Below are 18,432 nucleotides of genomic sequence, written 5' to 3'. Positions count from 1 at the left end.
GGACGGCTCCTAACGGAACAGGCTCTTGTGGTTGGCGAGGTACCGGGCCTGGCTGCGTCGCTCCAGGCCGGCGCGGGCGACCAGGACGTCCGCGAACCCCCGGCAGTATTCCTTGAGCCGGTCCGTCGGGAGGATGTTGGGCAGGATCACGCCTTCCTCGGCCGTGGTGAGCACGAGGTAGGTGCGGCCCGCGGCGATGAGGTTGTGCGGGGTGGTGAGGATGTCGAACGCGGCGTCCGTGGCGGTGGCGGCCTTGCTCCCGAACCGTTTGGCGAAGAAGTCCCGGAAGCGGGTGACCCCGCCGGTCTGCTCGTAGTGGGCGCGGACCGCGGCGGCGATGGACTTGCCGCTCCGCATCTGGGCGGCCAGCAGGTATCCGTCGGCGTCCTCGACGAGGTCGTTGTGCCCGAAGGAGGAGACCACGCCGTTCTGGCCGAGGCGCTGCACGCAGTAGGTGTGGCCGGAGGCGATGCTGTCGCTGTCGCGGCGCCACTCGCCGTAGAAGGTCATGAGGTCGCCGGCCCAGCCGGCCACGTCGCCCTCGTTGGCCGAACCCGCGGCGGCCGGGCTGGGCTTGATGAGGTGGCCGGCCGCGGTGGCCAGGAGGTGCTGCGGGTCCAGGGAGTCGCCGGTGAACGGGTCGGTGAAGGCGTCGAGCAGTTCCGCGCCGTTGTCGTCCGCGTACTCGACGAAGGACCGGTCGATGTCGCTGATGAGCAGCTTCCACTGCGTGCCGGCGTACCGCTTCTGCCGGTAGTAGTCCGTGACGAGCCGGTTCGGGTCGCCCTTGCCGTAGTTCTTGGCGAGGGTGTGGAGCCGTTCGATGTTCGCGATGAAGCCCGCGGCCGGGGACACCACGCGGTTGACGCTCTTCTGGCCCTCGTCGGAGCGCGGCCGGTGCGCGTCGCGGTCCAGGTAGAAGACGTCGGAGCCGTTGGTGACCTTGTACTCCTTGATCTGGTTGAACGACCAGTTCTGCGGGAGCGGCATGCCGAGGTTGCCGGAGAAGCCCCAGGACATGCCGGACACGAACGAGTAGGCGGCGTCGGTGGCCTGCGTGACCTGGGCGCACACGTTGCGGGATCCGTAGACGCCGTGCAGGTAGCGCTTGCCCTTGGAGGACAGGCCGGAGGTGACGCCGCGGAAGTACTCCAGGATGCGCGGCATGTCCTCGACGGTGGCGTCGTAGTCGACCGCGAAGTAGATGACGGTGCCGCGGTTGAAGCCGAAGTGCACGGCCTGGTCGTGGGCCCACTGGCCGTGTTTGCGGCCGTTGGCCCAGTTGTACTCGGCGAGGCTGCGGCCGTGGTCCTGGAAGATCGGGAACACGCGCATCCCGGCGGCGAAGATGGTGGCGAGTTCGCCTTCCTCGATCATCTTCGAACCGCCGCCGGCGGACGCCTCGTTGAGGTACCGGCCGACATACCGGTACCCGTCCGCGTACATGCGTGACGCCCTGGACGGGGTGATCGTGTACGCCGTGTCGGATCCGTTGACGGGCCGGTCCGGGTCGCCCATGGACACCAGGAGCTGGGCCCACGTCCGGTAGTCGCCGACGCCCGTCACTTCCAGGGCGGAGAATTTCTGGAATCCCTTCAGCCACCCCGATATGTCGCCGTCCCAGACATCGGTGAAGTGGGTCCGCTGGTCGTCTTCGGGAGAACTCGCGATGGGTTCGTTGAAGACGCACGCCGCGGAGAACAACTGCATGATGATGCCCGACGAACCGGGACCGACGGTATTGGCTTTCAGACCGGCCTGCGTGCCGGGCCCGAAGTTGCCGGTCGCGTCCGCCTCGGATATTCCGATCTGCAGCTGGATCGCCTTCATCAAGGCCTGCTGGACATCACGCGAGTAGTGACCGTCCGTGGGGCCGATGGAGAAATTGCTGCGCTTCCAATAACGCCCGTTGAGCCATTGCTGGATGGACCGGACCTTGTCCGTGCCCCCCGCGAGGACGGCGTAGGCGTCCATGTTGAGCATCGCCTTGAGCACCTTGGGCTGGACGACGCCGCCGTCCTGCTCGATGCCCATGTTCTCCTTCATCTTGTCGACCGACGCGGCGGCGACGGAGTCGAAGGAGGCGACGCCGGTGTCCCCGCCCCAGTACCCCTTGCAGAACAGGGCGTGGCGCAGGATCTTGACGATGTTCTTGTTCTTCTGCCAGCCGATGCCGATGGTGCCGAGGGCCTGGACCTTGGCGAGCGTGCCGGCACCGAAGTTGGCGACGACGGGGCTGATGCCGAGTTCGTGCTGCAACCCCATCGTCAGCGAGTACATGACCGGCCAGCCGGTCTTTCCGTCTTCCGGGCATCTCGCATAGCCCGACACACCGCCGTAGGTGGCGTTGACCCATTTCTGCGCGGCGAGAACCTTCTCATCTGCCATGCGGCAGCCCCTCCTGAGAAAAAGACCTGTGCGGAGCAGGGGGCGCTGAAGAAGGCAGAGCGGATAAGCACAAACAGTTCGGATCCCCCCACAGAACGACTTCCCCGGTCGTTGTCCGTCTGTGCGGCGATCACCATAGACGCCGACCGAAGTGGCATGTCAAGCGGGGAAATCCCTAGGGCGGTCGGCCTCCGGGAACAGAGAGGGAGTTGTGCCGTTTTCACCCCCGGAAGCTTTAATTCCGAGGGTGAAAACGCGCCAGGCGGCCTTTATTCGGCCGGATCGTTCATACGCCGCCCCCCTTGGCGGTGTGCCCGAACTCCTCGTTCAGCACGGACAGGCGGCGCCAGTACTCGTCCTCGTCGATCTCGCCGGAGGCGAAGCGGTGGCCGAGCACGGCGATGGGCGAGTCCTCCCCGACGGGGGGCTGCCGCCAGGGACCGCCGCGGCGTCCGCGCCACACCGTGCGGCGCAGCAGCGCGATGCCGCCCCCGATGAGCAGCGCCCAGATCACCGGAAGGAACAGGATCCAGGGTCCGGGGCCGCCGTCGCCGTAGTTCGCCAGGGTCTGCATGTCGTCCAACTCCTCGGTCGCCGTGCGGGAATTCCTGTGCTTTCGAGGGTCGTCGCGCGAGGCACCGCCGTCGTCGTACGGCCGGCGGCAGCGTGCCTACCTCACGGGGAGTAGGCGGCCGGGTGACGGGCGCTCCCCGGGGGCTCGACTTTTGTAACTACTGGTATGTACAGTGCGGACATGAGCACCTCGGAACGGCTGATCGAATCCACCCGCGAGCTGCTGTGGGAGCGCGGCTACGTGGGCACCAGCCCCAAGGCGATCCTGGAGCGCGCGGGCGCCGGGCAGGGCAGCATGTACCACCACTTCAAGGGCAAGCCCGACCTCGCGCTGGCCGCGATCCGGCGGACCGCCGAGGAGATGCGGGCCACGGCCTCGGCAGTGCTCGACGGCCCCGGAACGCCGTACGAGCGCATCGCCGCGTATCTGCGGCGCGAGCGGGACGTGCTGCGGGGCTGCCCGGTCGGCCGGCTGACCATGGACCCGGACGTGATCGCGAGCGCCGAGCTGCGCGCCCCGGTCGACGAGACGCTCGACTGGCTCCGCGAGCGGATCGCCGCGATCGTCGAAGAGGGCAAGGAACAGGGCCAGTTCGCGCCCGGTCTGGACGGCCGGGAGATCGCGACCGCGGTCGTCGCGACCGTCCAGGGCGGTTACGTCCTCGCCCGGGCCTCCGGTTCTCCCGCCGCGTTCGACGCGGGGGTGCGGGGGCTGCTCTCGCTGCTGGCACCCCGGACCCCTTGAGGAGACCTTCATGCACGCCATGCAGTACGAGCTCACCCTGCCCGCGGACTACGACATGGGCGTCATCCGCGACCGCGTCGACCGGGTGGGGAAGCTGCTCGACGACTGGGACGGGCTCGGTCTCAAGGCCTATCTGATCCGCGAGCGCGGACGGTACGGCTCGCCCGTCCACCAGTACGCGCCCTTCTACCTGTGGAACACCGTGGAAGGCATGAACTCCTTCCTGTGGGGCGGCGGTTTCCAGGGCCTCAGCGACGACTTCGGGCGGCCGTCCGCACGGCAGTGGACGGGGCTCGCGTACGAGGAGGGGCAGGGATCGCGGGCGCGGTGCGCGGTGCGGCGGCGTCAACCGGTGCCGGAAGGCGTGCTGTTGGCCGACGCCGTCGAGGACGCGGTGGGCGAGGTCCGGCGGCTGGCGGCCCGGGACGGGGCCCTGCTCGCCGCCGCCGCCGTCGACACCAGCCGCTGGGAGCTCGTCCACTTCTCCCTCTGGGAGCATGACGCGCCCCGGGCCGACGGTGAGGTGTACGAGGTGCTGCACCTGTCGGCGCCGGGCCGGGACCGGCTGCCCCGGGGGCGGCAGTGGTGAGCGCCATCCGTACGGTGCTGGGGGACGTGCCGCCCGGGGACCTGGGGGTGTGCGACGCCCACGACCACGTGTTCTTCGGCAGTCCCCGGCTGCCGGGCCAGGAGCTGCGCAGCGTGGCGGCGGCGCGGGCGGAGCTGGCCGCGTTCCGGGAGCAGGGCGGCGGGGCCGTGGTGCAGTGGACGCCGTACGGGCTCGGGCGGCGGGCCGCCGATCTGCCGCCGCTGTCCCGCGAGAGCGGCGTGCACGTGGTGGCGGCGACCGGTCTGCACCAGGCCGTGCACTACGACGAGGACACCCTCGCCGGGCTGCGGGGACGGCTCGCCGACGTGTTCGTCTCCGAACTCACCGACGGCATCGGGACGTCGGGGGTGCGGGCGGGGCTCGTCAAGGTCGCCGGAGGGTTCCACGCCCTGGACGCGCACGCCCGCTGGACCATGCGGGCGGCGGCCGAGGCGCACCGCGCGACGGGCGCGCCGATCGCCGTGCACCTGGAACTGGGCACCGGTGCGCTGGACGTCCTGGACCTGCTGTGCGGGGAGGGGGAGGTGCCGCCGCACCGGGTCGTGCTCGGGCATCTGAACCGGTCCCCCGACCTCGTGGTGCACCGGCAGGCCGCGGAGTCCGGCTGCTATCTGGCCTTCGACGGGCCGTCGCGCGCCCACCACGCCACGGACTGGCGGATGCCGGACGCCGTGCGGGCCCTGGCCGACGCCGGGTTCGGCGACCGGCTGCTGCTGGGCGCGGACACCACGACGGCCGCCGCCCGCTCGGTGGACGGCGGCCCCGGGATGCCGTATCTGCTGCGCCGCGTGCGGCCCCGGCTCGCCCAGGCCGTGGGCGAGGAGCTGGTCGGGCGCATCCTCAGGGACAACCCGGGCCGGGCCTTCGCGGTGGAGTGGCGGAGCTGACTCAGGTCGAGGCCTGGTCGCTGTCCTTCATCGCGCCCCAGCCGTGCCAGCGGTCGATCTCGACCCAGGCGCTGACCCGGGGGCGGGCGCGCTCCGGGTAGGGCTTGCCGGTGTAGTGCCGGGCGAGGAGGTCGATGTCGGCCAGGCCCTCGTCGTCGTACATCTCGGTGACGCGGCCGATCAGGGTGACGTGGGTGTACCAGTCGTCGCCGGCGAGGACGGTGAGGGTGACGCGCGGGTCGCGGCGCAGGTGCTTCAGGCGGACGCGGCCCGCGTCGAGGTTGATCAGCACCCGGCCGTCCTTCCACGCGTACCAGGTGGCGGTGGAGACCGGTGCGCCGTCGGAACGCACCGTGGCCATGACGCACGGGTTGGGCCGGCTCAGCAGGGCTTCGGCCTCGGGCGGCAGCGGGGGCTTGGACATGAGGGAACCTCCTGGAGGTCAGGCGGACGGGGTGTCGTCGAAGCTGGCGAAGTAGGCGGCGGCCATGTCCTCGTCGCCGTGGCCCTGGGCGGCGGCGCGCTCCAGGCGGGCGGCGGCGGCCTCGGCCACGTCCAGGCGGACGCCGTGGTCCGCGCCGGCCTGGACGATCAGGCGGGCGTCCTTGGCGGCGGTGCTCACGGCGAACTGGGGCGGCGTGAGCCGGCCGTCGAGGACCAGGTCGGACTTGGCGCGCAGATAGCCCATGTCGAGCGGGCCGCCCGCGATCAGGTCGAAGAAGCCGTGCGGGTCGACGTCCAGGGCCTTGGCGAGGGCGAGGGCCTCACCGGCGGCCGCCGTGGCGGCGAGGACCCAGCTGTTGGCGACCAGCTTCAGTCGGGTGGCGGCGCCCGCCGCCCCGTCCTCGCCGGCCCACACGGTGCGGGCTCCGACGGCGTCGAAGACCGGCGTCACCCGGTCCCGGACCTCGGCGGGGCCGGCGGCGAGCACGGTCAGCTGCCCGGCCTCGGCGGGCTGGCGGGTGCCCAGGACGGGGGCGTCGTAGAAGACCAGGCCGTGCTCGCGGGCGAAGGCGGCCAGGGTGCCGAGGGACTCGATGCCGGCGGTGGTGGACTGCACCCACGCGGTGCCGGGGCGCAGGGCCGGGGCGGCCTCGCGCATGGTGTCCAGGGCGGCCGGGCCGTCGTGGAGCATGGTCAGGACGACGTCGGCGTCCTGGACCGCCTGCGCGGGGGTCTCGGCGATCTGGGCGCCCTCGGCAGCCAACGGCTCCGCCTTGGCCCGGGTGCGGTTCCAGGCGCGGACGGTGTGTCCGGCGCGGGCGAGGTTGCGGGCCATCGCGGCGCCCATGATGCCGGTGCCCAGGACGCTCACGGTGAGCTTGTCGGTCATTGCGTCAACTTCCTCGGTGGTGCGGTGCGGACGTGCTGTCTGCCGACCAGCCTGCCCGCTCAGCGGCTCGCCTGCCCGGAAGCGGCGCACGCAAGCCTGATACCCGTGGGGTCAGGCTCAGGTCACCGAGATGTCCACGGACGGCCGCAGCTTCGCCGCCGCGGCCAGCGCCTCGTGCACCGGGTGGGTGCCGAAGGCCGCCACCAGGTCCGGGTCCGCGGGGTTCGCGGCCGCCGGGTAGGCGATCTGCTCGTACGCCGCCTGGAAGCGCGGGCCCCAGCGGCGGGCGCCGAGACGGGCCGTGCGGGAGCAGTTGTCGACCATGTGGGCCACGTCCCGGGCGTGCATGTACGGCAGCAGGGAGTCGACGGCCTCGATGACGGACTCGTTGACGATCTCCGACCAGGGGTGGCCGCGCTCGGCGAACTCGTCGACCTGGGCCATCATGGTGGCGACGAACACGCCGGCGGTGAACGGGTCGACCGCCAGGTCACGGCTGCCGCGCCGGGCCCGCACCCGGTCGCTCACCGACCACATGGGCGAGCCGCCGATCCCGCTCATCGGCCGGGCGCCGAGCCGCTGTTCGGCGAGGATCACACTGCGCAGTTCGGTGCCGTCGGCGACCTCGTCGTAGATCTCCGCGACGATCTCGCGCGCGGGGGCGTACGTCGCCGTGTACGCCCGGTCGAAGACGTCCCGCCCGGTGGCGTCGAGGTGTTCGCGCACGGCCCGCAGCCCGGACCGCGAGATGGTGCGGGCGATCGGGCCGGTGACGTTCTCGCAGGACCGTTCGTACGCCGTGACCTCGTCGTCGCCGGCCAGGCGGTACCGGGTGTACAGGCTCTCGACGATGCCGTGGACGGCGCCGAGCAGGACGGCGCGTTCGCCGACGATGTCCGAGCGGTACTCGCTGTCGAGCGTGGTGCGGAAGGTGTACGGCGAGCCGAGCGCCACGGACCAGCCGAGCGCCAGGTCGACGGCCCGCCCGTCCGGGTCGGCGTGCACGGCGAAACTCGCGTTGATCCCGGCGCCGTTGACGTGCGCGCCCTGCCGGTAGAGCCGCCGCACGGAGTCGCCCATGCCCTTGGGGCACACGGCGATCACCCCGTGCCCGGGCGGGAACTCACCGCCCGTCTCCCGGAGATGGCCGAGCAGGAAGCCGTGCGAGAGACCGATGACGGCGCCCGGCTTCAGGGCAGCGAAGATCTCCCGGTGGTGGGCCGCGAGCGCGGCGTCGGCGATCAGCAGGATCACCAGGTCGCTGTCGGCGGCGACCGTGAGCCAGTCGCCGAGCGTGCCGTCGTCCTCGGTGAAGCCGTGGGCGCGGGCGTCGGCCAGGGAACCGGAGCCGGGGCGCAGTCCGACCGCCACCCGGACGTCCGTGCCGGCGAGGGAGTCGCGGAGGTTGAGGGCCTGCGCCCGCCCCTGGGGTCCCCAGCCGAGGACGCCGACCCGCCGGACGCCGCCGAAGGCCCGCGGGAGGAGCGGGAAGAGGTGCCGCCCGCCGGGCAGGACGGTCTCGGTGCCGCCCGGCACCTCCAGGGTGTCGAGCGGGAAGACGCGGGAGGTGTACGTGGTCGTCGAGGTCATGGTCGAGTTGTAGGCTCGCCCGGAGCGTTGCGGCAAGCGCAACTTGTGCAGCGCCCTGTTGCAGTAGATGAAAGGGCCAGGCCATGCGGGACGATCACCGGGAGCTGCGGCTGTTCCTGCATCTGGCGCAGACGCTCAACTTCGGCCGGACGAGCCTGGACTGCCACGTCAGCCCGGCCACGCTGACCCGGTCCGTGCAGCGGCTGGAGGCGGACCTCGGGCACCGGCTGTTCGACCGGGGGCCGCGCGGGGTGTCCCTCACGGCGGAGGGGCACCGGTTCCGCGCGTACGCCGTGCGGGCCCTTGAGTTGTGGCGCGCCTACCGCGAGGAGGATCCGGATCCGGCGCTGCTCACCGGCCGGCTGGCCGTCTTCGCCACGGTGACGGCGTGTCAGGCGCTGCTGCCGGACCTGCTGGCGCCGTTCCGTGCCGCGCATCCGCAGGTGCGGCTCGATCTGCGCACGGGTGACGCGGCGGCGGCGCTGGCCCGGCTGGACGAGGGCGAGGTCGACGCGGCCGTGGCGGGCATCCCGCCGAGGTTGCCGGAGCCGTTGGTGAGCCGCACGGTCGCGGTCACCGAGCTGGTCCTGGTGACGGCCCGGGACCGCCCCGATCCCGGCCTGGACGGTCCGTTCGTGCTCCCCCAGCGCGGCCTGGTCCGCGATGCCGCCGACCGCTGGTTCCGCGGCCGGGGCGCGGTACCCGACGTGGCGTGTGAACCGGACGGCCACGAAGGGCTGCTGACCCTGGTCGCGCTGGGTTGCGGCACGGGGGTGGTGCCTCGCCCGGTGCTGGAGCACAGCGCCGTGCGGGACCGGCTCGCGGTGCTCCCGGCCGACCCGGCGCCGGAGCCGTTCCCGATCGGGCTGTGCGTCCGGCGGGCCGATCTGCGGCGGCCGGTGGTGGCGGCGCTGTGGAGCCTGACGACGCGGGAACGACGAAAAAACGGGGGTGACGACCCGGAGGTCACGACCCGGGAGTGACGTCGCTGCGGGCGGCTACGTGAGCGCTCCCAGCGGATCGTCCAGGACCGGCTGCCAGGCCAGTTCGGCGGCGCCGACCAGACTGTTGTGGTCGAGGGTGCACGGCAGGATGGGCACGCCGCCGCTCTGGCCCCACAGGCTGCGGTCGGCGACGACCGCGCGGAGCCGGTCGGGGTCGGCGTCCAGCAGGGTGCGGTGCAGGCCGCCGAGGATGATCCGGTCCGGGTTGAGGATGTTGACCAGGCCGGCGAGTCCGAGGCCGAGCCGGTCGATGAGGGTCTCGGCGGCGGCGCGGACGCCCGGGTCGTCATAGTGGTGGCGGACCAGGTCGATGGACTGCTGGAGCAGGGACACCTCGGGGCCGGGTTCGCGTCCCGCCTCGGTCAGGAAGGCCAGCGGGTCGGTCTCCACGTCGAGGCAGCCGCGGCTGCCGCAGTGGCAGGGGCGGCCCTCGGGGTGCACGGTGAGGTGGCCGACCTCCAGCGCGAGACCCGAACTGCCGCGGTGCAGACGGCCGTCGAGGACGAGCGCGCCGCCGACGCCCCGGTGGCCGGTGGCCACGCAGAGCAGGTCACGGGAGCCGCGTCCGGCGCCGTGCCGGTGCTCGGCGAGCGCGGCGAGGTTGACGTCGTTCGCGGCGAACGCGGGTCCGTCGAGACCGGCCGCGCGCACCTGCTCGGCGAAGATGTCCCGCACGGGTGCGCCCGCGGGCCAGGCCAGGTGCAGGGGGTTGAGGGCGAGGCCCTCCGGTTCGGCGACGGCGGACGGGACGGCCAGCCCCGCGCCGACGCATCTGCGTCCGGTCTCGCGGAGCAGCTCGGCGCCCGCCGTGACGACGGAGGCGAGCACCTTCGCCGGGTCGGCGTCGACGACCTCGCAGCCGGGCGCCGTGGCGACGATCCGACCCCCCAGACCGACCAGCGCCGCCCGGAACCCGTCGGCGTGCACCTGCGCGGCGAGGGCGACGGGACCGTCCTCGGCGACGGCCAGCCTGTGCGAGGGCCGGCCCTGCGAGCCCGCCGCCGCGCCGGGCCGGGCGTCGACCCGGATCAGGCCGAGCGCCTCCAGTTCGGCGGCGACCGCGCCGGCCGTCGCCCGGGTGACACCGAGCTCGGCGGTGAGCACGGCCCGGGTCGGCGCGCGTCCGGTGTGCACGAGTTCCAGCGCGGGTCCGAGGGCTCCGCGCCCCCGGTCCAGCCGTGTCCTCGACGTGCTCCCATCCCCCGGCCGGGGGTCCGCCTTCCCGCTCATGAGGGCGAGTCTCCCATGATCCGCCGGAGCGGCGGCCTACCGGCCGCTGACCCGGAGCGTGATGTTGAGCCGTCCGCTCAGGCCCAGCCCGGGCGGTGCCGTGCCCGCGTGCACCCGGGGCATCCCGTGGTAGGCGAGCCGGGACGGCCCCCCGAAGACGAACAGGTCGCCGCTGCGCAGCTCGACGTCGGTCCAGGGCCGGGTGCGGGTCTCGGTGTTGCCGAAGCGGAAGACGCAGGTGTCGCCGAGGCTCAGCGACACCACCGGCGCGTCCGACGTCTCGTCGCTGTCGCGGTGCATGCCCATGCGGGCGTCGGCGTCGTAGAAGTTGATCAGTGCGATGTCGTAGGCGGGCGCCGGGCCCCCGAGGGTGTCCCGGACCGCCCGGCGGCCCAGGTCGCCCAGCCAGTCCGGGAAGGGCTTGACCGGGGCGCCGTCCCCGTCGGTGACCGTGCGGGCGTAGCCGTAGGGGTACCAGTGCCAGCCGAGGCACACCTGCCGGGCGGTCATGGTGCCGCCGCCGGGGGTGCGGACCGTGCGCAGTCCGGCGGGCGGACGGGCCCAGGCGCGGCAGGCGTCGAGCAGGGAGCGCTGCTCCTCGGGGCCCAGCCAGTCCGGCACGTGCACCGCGCCGGGCGCGACCTCGGTGCGGGCCCTGGGGAACAGCTCGCCGTCCATGCTTCCCATCCTGCCCGACGCTTCCCGTCCTGCCCGACCGGGGCTGAGCTGCGGCTCGGCTAGCCTGGACGCACGATGAACGACCGTATGACGACGCCGTGGGGCGCGCTCGCGCTGACCCGTTTCCCCGAGGACCCGCGCGACCGGCTGCGCGCCTGGGACGCCTCCGACGAGTACCTGCTGCGGCACCTGGCCGCGGAAGAGGTCCCGCTGTCGGGCACGGTCGTGGTGGTCGGGGACCGCTGGGGCGCGCTCGTCACGGCGCTCGCGGAGCACCGGCCGGTGCAGATCACCGACTCGTACCTGGCGCAGGAGGCGACGCGCGCGAACCTGGCGCGGGCCGGGGCCGAGCCGGGCGCCGTACGGTTGCTCACCACGCAGGACCCGCCGCCGGAGCGGATCGACGTGCTGCTGGTGCGGGTGCCGAAGAGCCTTGCGCTGCTGGAGGACCAGTTGCTGCGGCTGGCGCCCGCGGTGCACACCGGGACGGTCGTCGTCGGCACGGGCATGGTGAAGGAGATCCACACCTCGACGCTGAAGCTGTTCGAGCGGATCCTCGGCCCGACGCGCACCTCGCTCGCCGAGAAGAAGGCCCGGCTGATCTTCTGCACGCCGGACCCCGCGCTGGAGCGGCCCGCCAGCCCGTGGCCGTACGTCTACACGCTCCCGGACGGCATCGGCCCGGCCTCGGGACGCACCGTCGTCAACCACGCGGGGGTCTTCTGCGCCGACCGGCTCGACATCGGCACGCGGTTCTTCCTGCGGCACCTGCCGGGCGGGCGGGGCGGCCGGGTGGTGGACCTGGGGTGCGGCAACGGCGTGGTCGGTACGGCGGTGGCGCTGGCCGATCCGTCGGCCGAGGTGCTGTTCGTGGACGAGTCGTTCCAGGCCGTGGCCTCGGCGGAGGCGACGTACCAGGCGAACGTCGTGCCGGGGCAGGCCGAGTTCCGGGTCGGTGACGGGCTGGCGGGCGTGCCGTCGGGCAGTGTCGACCTGGTCCTCAACAACCCGCCGTTCCACGCCCACCAGGCGACGACGGACGCCACGGCCTGGCGGATGTTCACCGGGGCGCGGCGCGCGCTGCGGCCGGGCGGTGAGCTGTGGGTGATCGGCAACCGCCACCTGGGCTACCACGTGAAGCTGCGCAAGGTGTTCGGCAACAGCCGGCTGGTCGCGAGCGACCCGAAGTTCGTGGTGCTGAAGGCCGTCAAGCGGTAGCCGGGCCGAGGGTCTTCAGGGTCCTGGCGACCGCCCGGGTCATGGCCTCCCGCGCGGCCGTCAGATAGCCGCGGGGGTCGACGGCCTCGGGGCGGTCGGCGAGGAACTCCCGGATCGCCCCCGTCAGTGCGATGTTCAGGGCCGTGCCGATGTTGACCTTGGCGATGCCGCCGGCGATCGCCGCGGTGAGTTCGTGGTCCGGGACGCCCGAGGAGCCGTGCAGGACGAGGGGGACGTCCAGGGCGGCGGACAGGCGGGTGAGCAGGGTGTGGTCGAGGGTGGCGGTGCGGGTGGTCATGGCGTGGGCGCTGCCGATGGCGACGGCCAGGGCGTCCACGCCCGAGTCGGCGACGAAGGCCCGGGCCTCGTCGGGGTCGGTGCGGGCGCCCGGGGCGTGCGCGTCCAGCGGGGGTCTGCCGTTCTTGCCCCCGATCTGCCCCAACTCGGCCTCGATCCAGAGCCCTTGGGCGTGGGCCCAGTCGACCGCCGCGCGGGTCACCGCGAGGTTCTGCTCGTAGGGCAGCCGGGCCGCGTCGTACATCACGGAACTGAAGCCGGCCTCCGCGGCCTGGTGCAGCAGGGTGTCGCTCTGCACGTGGTCGAGGTGCAACGCGACCGGGACGGCGGCGTGTTCTGCGGCGGCGACGGCCGCGCGGGCGAGGGGCAGCAGGCGGCCGCCGCGGAATCGGACCGCGTTCTCGCTGACCTGGAGCACGACGGGGGCGTCCACGGACTCGGCGCCCGCGATGACGGCCTCGACGTGCTCCAGCGTGATGACGTTGAACGAGGCGACGGCCGAACGGGCGGACGGCACGGGTGATCAGCTCGCCGGTGGTGGTGAGGGGCACGGTGTCTCCAAGGTCGGGTCGGGGGGGCGGGGCGGCGGGCGGCCGGGGCACCTGCGGCGAGGGCCGACGATCACCGGCGGTGGGGAGGGGCCGGGCGGCAGCGGACGGCGGCGGGCGGCTGCGGCATGGGCGGGCCGAACGGCGCGGGCGGCACGGGCGGCAGCGGCAGGGCTGGCCGGGCGGCGGCGGGCGGCCGGGACGCGCGCTCGGCCTCGGCGCGGCCCGCTGAGACCCTCGACGGCACGCGACGGCAGCGCGCTCCCCGACGGCTCAGGGCGCGAGGATCACCGAGCGGGTGAGGTGGCGCGGCTGGTCCGGGTCGAGGCCGCGGGCGGCGGCGACGGCGATCGCGAGGCGCTGGGCGCGGACGAGTTCGGCGAGCGGGTCCAGGTCTCCGGCGATCCACAACGCGCCCGTGCCGCGCACCTGTTCGGCGAGTCCGTCCGGCGCGTCCCCGAACATCCAGGTCGCGGTGCCGCTCGTGGTGACGCTGATGGGCCCGTGCCGGTACTCCATCGCCGGGTAGGCCTCCGCCCAGGCCAGCGCGGCCTCCCGCATCTTCAGCCCGGCCTCGTCTGCCAGGCCCACGGTCCAGCCCCGCCCCAGGAAGGTGAACTGCGCGCACTCCACGAGCCCTTCGGGCAGCGGCTCGGCGAGTGCGGTGCGGGCGTCGTCGACGGCCGAGGCGGGGTGGCGGCCGAAGTGGGCGCGGAGCAGGGTGAGCGCCGTGGTGGCGAACCGGGTCTGGACGACGGAACGTTCGTCCGCGAAGTCGAGGACGGCGACCCGGTCGGCGACCGTCGGCACGGGCGTGTCCGGGTCGGCCGTGATCGCGGTCGTGCGCGTGCGGCCCTTCAACCGGCCGAGCAGGTCCAGGACTTCGGTGGTGGTGCCGGAGCGGGTGAGGGCGACGACCCGGTCGTAGGCGCGGCCGTACGGGAACTCCGAGGCGGCGAACGCGTCGGTCTCGCCGTGGCCCGCGCCCTCGCGCAGGGCCGCGGCCGCCCTGGCCATGAAGTACGAGGTGCCGCAGCCGACGATCGCGACCCGCTCCCCCGGCGCCGGCAGCGCCTCCGTATGACCCGCCGCCTCCGCCGCCGCGCGTGCCCAGCACTCGGGCTGGCTGCTCAGCTCGTCCTCGACATGCGTCATACCGCACCCTCCGCTCTGATTGTTCCTGCAAGATATCGCCACCTTTCGAGCATCATCAAGCACTGCGGGGAGAAGCCGGTGCGCTAGGGTCGCCCGGGATCGAGACAGGGAGGTGCGGATGTCGCGTGACGCCCGCTGGAAGGCGCTGCTGGAACTGCTCGTCGAGCGCGGCCGGCTGGACGTCGAGGAGGCGGCCGGGGAGCTCGGGGTGTCGGCGGCGACGATCCGCCGGGACTTCGACCGGCTCGCCGAGCAGCAGATGCTGGTGCGCACCCGGGGCGGCGCGGTCGTGCATGGCGTGTCGTACGAGCTGCCGCTGCGCTACAAGACCGCCCGCAACGCCTCGGAGAAGCAGCGCATCGCGAAGGCCGTGGCGGACCTGGTCGCGCCCGGTGAGGCGGTCGGGCTGACGGGCGGCACGACCACCACGGAGGTGGCGCGGGCCCTGGCCGTGCGCGGGGACCTGGCATCCGGGTCGCCCGCGCTGACCGTGGTGACGAACGCGCTGAACATCGCCAACGAGCTGGCCGTACGGCCCCAGTTCAAGATCGTGCTGACCGGCGGCGTCGCGCGGGCCCAGTCGTACGAGCTGGTCGGGCCGCTCGCGGACGCGGTGCTGGGTCAGATCACCGTGGACGTGGCGGTCCTCGGCGTGGTCGCCTTCGACGTGACGCACGGCGCCGCGGCGCACGACGAGGCGGAGGCCGCGATCAACCGGCTGCTGTGCGAGCGGGCGGAGCGGGTGGTCGTGGCCGCCGACTCCAGCAAGCTGGGACAGCGGGCCTTCGCCCGGATCTGCGCGGCCGAGGCGGTGGACACGCTGGTCACGGACGCGGCGGCCGACGCGGCGACGGTACGGCGGTTCGAGGAGGCCGGGCTGCGGGTCGTCACGGTGTGATCCACGGTCCCGGTCCCTTCCGGCCGCCTCCCGCCTAAGCTGGGGCTGAGAGCCCGCCGGGTCAGGGAGGCTGCCATGCAGGGAACAGCGGACGGCCGGCGGTATCTGCCGATCGCCGAGCACGGGCTCATCGGCGATCTGCGCAGTGTGGCCCTGGTGGGGACCGACGGCACGATCGACTGGTACTGCTGCGCGGCCTTCGACGCGCCGAGCGTCTTCGCCTCGATCCTGGACGCGGAGCGCGGCGGCTGCTTCGAACTGGCGGCGGCCGTGCCGGCGCGGACCAAGCAGTTCTACTTCCCCGACACCAACGTCCTGATCACCCGGTTCTTCACCGAGGACGGCGTCGGCGAGGTGCAGGACTTCATGCCGGTGGACAGCGACTCGGTGGAGGCCGAGCGGCACCGGCTGATCCGGCGGGTGGTGTGCGTCCGCGGCTCGATCCCGTTCCGTACCCGCGTGGCCCCCCGCTTCGACTACGGCACGCGGCCGCACACCGTCCGCCTGGCCGGTGACACGGCCGTCTTCGAGGCCGAGGGCATGGCGCTCGCGCTGACCGCGACCGTGCCGCTGGAGGCCGACGGGCCGGACGTCCGCGGGGACTTCAAGCTCGCCGAGGGCGAGTCGGCGGTGTTCGCGCTGGACAAGGTCGGCGGCGACGTCACGCCCCGCCGGTGCGCGCGCACGGAGGCGGAGGAGCAGTTCACGGCGACGGTGGCGTACTGGCGGCGCTGGCTGGCGGCGTCCCGCTACAAGGGCCGCTGGCGGGAGATGGTGCACCGCTCGGCCCTGACGCTGAAGCTGCTCACCTACGCGCCGACCGGGGCGATCGTGGCCGCGCCGACGACGAGCCTGCCCGAGCGGCTCGGCGGCGAGCGCAACTGGGACTACCGGTACGTGTGGGTGCGCGACGCGGCGTTCTGCGTCTACGCCCTGCTGCGGCTGGGCTTCACCGGCGAGGCCGAGGCGTTCATGGACTTCGTGACCCGGCACATCAGCCCGGGCGACGGCAAGCCCTCGGGGCCGCTGCAGATCATGTACGGCATCGACGGTCGCACCGAACTGCCCGAACGGGAGCTGGACCATCTGGAGGGCCACCAGGGCTCGGCGCCCGTCCGGGTCGGCAACGCGGCGGCCGACCAGCTCCAGCTCGACATCTACGGCGCGCTGATCGACTCCATCTACCTCTACGACAAGTGGGCCAAGCCCGTCTCCAGCGACCAGTGGGACGACGTGTGCGCCCTGGTGGACTGGGTGTGCGACCACTGGGACCAGCCCGACGAGGGGATCTGGGAGACCCGGGGCGGGCGCAAGAACTTCCTGTACTCGCGGCTGATGTGCTGGGTGGCGATCGAGCGGGCCATCCGGATGGCGAACCGGCGCGGCCTGCCCGCCGATCTGCCGCGCTGGCGGGAGTGCCGCGACACGATCTACCGGCGGATCATGAGCCGCGGCTGGTCCGCGCAGCGGCGGGCCTTCGTCCAGCACGAGGACGGCGACGTGCTGGACGCGGCCGTGCTGATGATGCCGCTGACGAAGTTCATCGCCCCGACCGACCCGAAGTGGCTGTCGACGCTGGACGCCCTGACCGAGGAGCTGGTGTCGGACTCGCTGGTGTACCGCTACGACCCGCAGGCGAGCCCGGACGGACTGCGCGGCGACGAGGGCACGTTCTCCATCTGCTCGTTCTGGTACGTCGAGGCCATGGTGCACGCGGGCCGGATCGACGAGGCGCGTCTCGCCTTCGAGAAGATGCTGACGTACGCCAACCACCTCGGCCTGTACGCCGAGGAGATCAGCCACACCGGGGAGCAGCAGGGCAACTTCCCGCAGGCGTTCACGCACCTGGCGCTGATCAGCGCGGCCTTCAACCTGGACCGGGCCCTCGGCTGACGCTCAGTGCCCGTGGCCGTTCAGTGCCCGTGGCCGTCGTCCGCATGCCCCTCGGGGGTACCGGACCCGGCTGCCGCTCCCCCGGCCCGGACGGTGAACGCCGCCGTGTGGACCTTGCCGTCGTGCTGGAAGTCGAGGAACAGGCGGTAGGAGCCGGCGCTGGGTGCCGTGGCCGTGAAGGAGATGTCGGGGCCGGGCTTGGTGGTGCCGTCGCCGGGTTCACCGTTCGGGTGGACGTGCAGGTAGGCGAGGTCGCCGGAGCGCAGGGCGACCAGGTGGCCGTAGGCGCCGAGATAGGGCTGGAGGTCGGTGACGGGCTTGCCGTCGCGGGAGACCTTCAGCCTCAGTTCGCTCGCCTTGCCGGGGCTCAGGGCGCCGGCCAGTTCGACGTCGTAGCCGTTGGTCTCGGCCGTGGTGCTCGGTGCGGGCAGTTCCTTCGGCCGGTAGGGGCCGGAGGCGGCGAGGTCCGCGCCGAGGGTGAGGTTCTTCGTGTTCTTCCCGGCCGGGGTGAAGTCGGCGAAGACGCGGTAGCCGCCCGCGCGGGGCAGGTCGACGGGGGTGCTCCAGGTGCCGTCGGCGGCGCGGGTGGGGTGCAGGTGGCGGTAGGTGACGAGGTCGCGTGAGGCCACGATGAGGTGGAGTTCCTTGTCGTGCTCGCGCTGGTAGGCGGTGACCGCGCGACCGCTGCCGTCCCGGACGGTGAAGCGCAGGTCGGCGCGCTGGCCGGCGGTGACGGTCGGGGTCTTCAGGTCGAGGGTGTAGCCGCCTTCGGAGATCTGCAGGCCACCTGCCGGGGGTGTGTCGTGTCCCGCGTGCCCGTCGCCCTCCGTCGGCGCGGAGGAGGGCCGGGTGTGGTCCTTCCCGTGCTTCGGCGGGTCGTCGGCGACGACGGGGCCGATGCCCTGGCCGACCCCGTAGGCCGTGCCGAACGTGGCGGCCAGGGCGGCGGCGAAGGTGGTGATCTTCAGTCCGGTCTTCATGGCCTTCGGCTCCTTCTGGTAGCGGGCCTGCCGCTCGGATGCGGGGCCTCCATGCAGCTCACCATACCCCCAGGGGGTACCAAGTCAAGTTGTTCCCGCGCTTGCATCTCATACCCCCCGGGGGTATACATGAACTCGGCGCGGGGATACCCCCGCCCTGTATACCCACACGAATCCTCAGGGAGGCTCCGATGCCCGCCACCACCTACGCCGTCTCCGGAATGTCCTGCGGCCACTGCAAGGCCACGCTGACCAAGGTCATCGGCGAGCTGGACGGCGTCAGCGGCGTGGAGGTCGACCTCGACACCGGCCGCGTGACCGTCACCAGTGCCGCCGAGCCCGACGACGCCGCGATCGCGGAGGTCGTCGACGAGGCCGGCTACGAGCTCACCGGGAGGGTCTGAG

The 18,432-nt window shown here is 72.9% G+C and carries 17 protein-coding genes and 1 pseudogene; 8 read left to right on the top strand and 10 right to left on the bottom strand.

Annotation, left to right across the window (positions count from 1 at the left end):
• Positions 1-9 precede the first annotated feature (9 nt).
• Entirely contained in the window at positions 10-2,388 is a 2,379-nt protein-coding gene (locus ACSUPV_RS37445) for a glycoside hydrolase domain-containing protein (protein ID WP_382611714.1), read from the bottom strand.
• A gap of 286 nt (positions 2,389-2,674) precedes the next feature.
• Positions 2,675-2,962, bottom strand: a complete 288-nt coding sequence (locus ACSUPV_RS37440; RefSeq protein ID WP_436949481.1) for an SHOCT domain-containing protein — start codon at positions 2,960-2,962, stop codon at positions 2,675-2,677.
• 180 nt (positions 2,963-3,142) lie between these two features.
• On the opposite strand from ACSUPV_RS37440, the gene ACSUPV_RS37435 reads away from it, so the two are divergent.
• Genes ACSUPV_RS37435 through ACSUPV_RS37425 form a run of 3 tightly spaced genes read left to right on the top strand, consistent with a single transcriptional unit; the run spans position 3,143 to position 5,203 of the window.
• Positions 3,143-3,706, top strand: a complete 564-nt coding sequence (locus tag ACSUPV_RS37435) for a TetR/AcrR family transcriptional regulator (protein ID WP_359791736.1) — start codon at positions 3,143-3,145, stop codon at positions 3,704-3,706.
• 10 nt (positions 3,707-3,716) lie between these two features.
• Positions 3,717-4,295, top strand: a complete 579-nt coding sequence (locus ACSUPV_RS37430; protein ID WP_436949480.1) for a DUF4865 family protein — start codon at positions 3,717-3,719, stop codon at positions 4,293-4,295.
• Complete coding sequence (locus tag ACSUPV_RS37425; protein WP_436949479.1) at positions 4,292-5,203, top strand: phosphotriesterase family protein; 912 nt, start codon at positions 4,292-4,294, stop codon at positions 5,201-5,203. Before ACSUPV_RS37430 ends, ACSUPV_RS37425 begins: the two co-directional genes overlap by 4 nt.
• Before the next feature lies 1 nt (position 5,204).
• On the opposite strand, the gene ACSUPV_RS37420 is transcribed toward ACSUPV_RS37425, so the two are convergent.
• The 3 genes from ACSUPV_RS37420 to ACSUPV_RS37410 form a co-directional block, all read right to left on the bottom strand.
• The gene (locus tag ACSUPV_RS37420; protein WP_031120719.1) at positions 5,205-5,627 is read right to left on the bottom strand and encodes a PPOX class F420-dependent oxidoreductase; all 423 of its coding nucleotides are present in this window, start codon (positions 5,625-5,627) and stop codon (positions 5,205-5,207) included.
• Between the two features lie 18 nt (positions 5,628-5,645).
• Positions 5,646-6,536: an NAD(P)-dependent oxidoreductase gene (locus ACSUPV_RS37415; RefSeq protein WP_359791744.1), complete on the bottom strand. Its 891-nt coding sequence runs from the start codon at positions 6,534-6,536 to the stop codon at positions 5,646-5,648.
• A gap of 117 nt (positions 6,537-6,653) precedes the next feature.
• Positions 6,654-8,126, bottom strand: coding sequence for a ketol-acid reductoisomerase (locus ACSUPV_RS37410; RefSeq protein WP_436949478.1), 1,473 nt, complete (start codon positions 8,124-8,126; stop codon positions 6,654-6,656).
• Positions 8,127-8,209: 83 nt separating this feature from the next.
• Here ACSUPV_RS37410 and ilvY point away from each other — a divergent pair, with 83 nt between their 5' ends.
• Positions 8,210-9,109 carry an HTH-type transcriptional activator IlvY gene (gene ilvY / locus ACSUPV_RS37405; protein WP_436949477.1) on the top strand — a complete coding sequence of 300 codons (900 nt, stop codon included), beginning with the start codon at positions 8,210-8,212 and terminating at the stop codon, positions 9,107-9,109.
• Positions 9,110-9,124: 15 nt separating this feature from the next.
• Here ilvY and ACSUPV_RS37400 read toward each other — a convergent pair whose 3' ends face one another.
• Positions 9,125-10,360, bottom strand: coding sequence for an ROK family protein (locus ACSUPV_RS37400; RefSeq protein WP_436949476.1), 1,236 nt, complete (start codon positions 10,358-10,360; stop codon positions 9,125-9,127).
• Between the two features lie 36 nt (positions 10,361-10,396).
• A complete protein-coding gene (locus ACSUPV_RS37395) occupies positions 10,397-11,038 on the bottom strand; it encodes an alpha-ketoglutarate-dependent dioxygenase AlkB family protein (protein WP_436949475.1) in 642 nt (213 codons plus the stop codon).
• A gap of 87 nt (positions 11,039-11,125) precedes the next feature.
• Between ACSUPV_RS37395 and ACSUPV_RS37390 the strand changes: the two genes are divergently transcribed.
• Positions 11,126-12,256, top strand: a complete 1,131-nt coding sequence (locus ACSUPV_RS37390) for a methyltransferase (RefSeq protein ID WP_436949980.1) — start codon at positions 11,126-11,128, stop codon at positions 12,254-12,256.
• On the opposite strand, the pseudogene ACSUPV_RS37385 reads toward ACSUPV_RS37390, so the two are convergent.
• Both ACSUPV_RS37385 and ACSUPV_RS37380 read right to left on the bottom strand, forming a co-directional pair.
• Positions 12,246-13,104: pseudogene (locus tag ACSUPV_RS37385) on the bottom strand (class II fructose-bisphosphate aldolase). The gene ACSUPV_RS37390 and the pseudogene ACSUPV_RS37385 sit on opposite strands and share 11 nt — an antisense overlap.
• A 270-nt stretch (positions 13,105-13,374) precedes the next feature.
• Complete coding sequence (locus tag ACSUPV_RS37380) at positions 13,375-14,256, bottom strand: SIS domain-containing protein (RefSeq protein WP_359792914.1); 882 nt, start codon at positions 14,254-14,256, stop codon at positions 13,375-13,377.
• Between the two features lie 118 nt (positions 14,257-14,374).
• On the opposite strand from ACSUPV_RS37380, the gene ACSUPV_RS37375 reads away from it, so the two are divergent.
• Entirely contained in the window at positions 14,375-15,154 is a 780-nt protein-coding gene (locus ACSUPV_RS37375; protein ID WP_359792916.1) for a DeoR/GlpR family DNA-binding transcription regulator, read from the top strand.
• Between the two features lie 75 nt (positions 15,155-15,229).
• Positions 15,230-17,047 (top strand): glycoside hydrolase family 15 protein, encoded by a 1,818-nt coding sequence (locus ACSUPV_RS37370; RefSeq protein ID WP_359792918.1) that lies wholly within the window; start codon positions 15,230-15,232, stop codon positions 17,045-17,047.
• 20 nt (positions 17,048-17,067) lie between these two features.
• On the opposite strand, the gene ACSUPV_RS37365 is transcribed toward ACSUPV_RS37370, so the two are convergent.
• Positions 17,068-18,027 (bottom strand): hypothetical protein, encoded by a 960-nt coding sequence (locus ACSUPV_RS37365; protein WP_436949474.1) that lies wholly within the window; start codon positions 18,025-18,027, stop codon positions 17,068-17,070.
• 191 nt (positions 18,028-18,218) lie between these two features.
• Here ACSUPV_RS37365 and ACSUPV_RS37360 point away from each other — a divergent pair, with 191 nt between their 5' ends.
• Positions 18,219-18,431, top strand: a complete 213-nt coding sequence (locus ACSUPV_RS37360) for a heavy-metal-associated domain-containing protein (protein ID WP_031120706.1) — start codon at positions 18,219-18,221, stop codon at positions 18,429-18,431.
• Position 18,432 lies beyond the last annotated feature (1 nt).

Origin of the sequence: Streptomyces sp. SudanB52_2052 (assembly GCF_964272415.1) — a bacterium.
Classification (GTDB): domain Bacteria; phylum Actinomycetota; class Actinomycetes; order Streptomycetales; family Streptomycetaceae; genus Streptomyces; species Streptomyces olindensis.
Note: the sequence above shows the minus strand (reverse complement) of the source record. Positions and strands in the feature narration are given on the sequence as shown.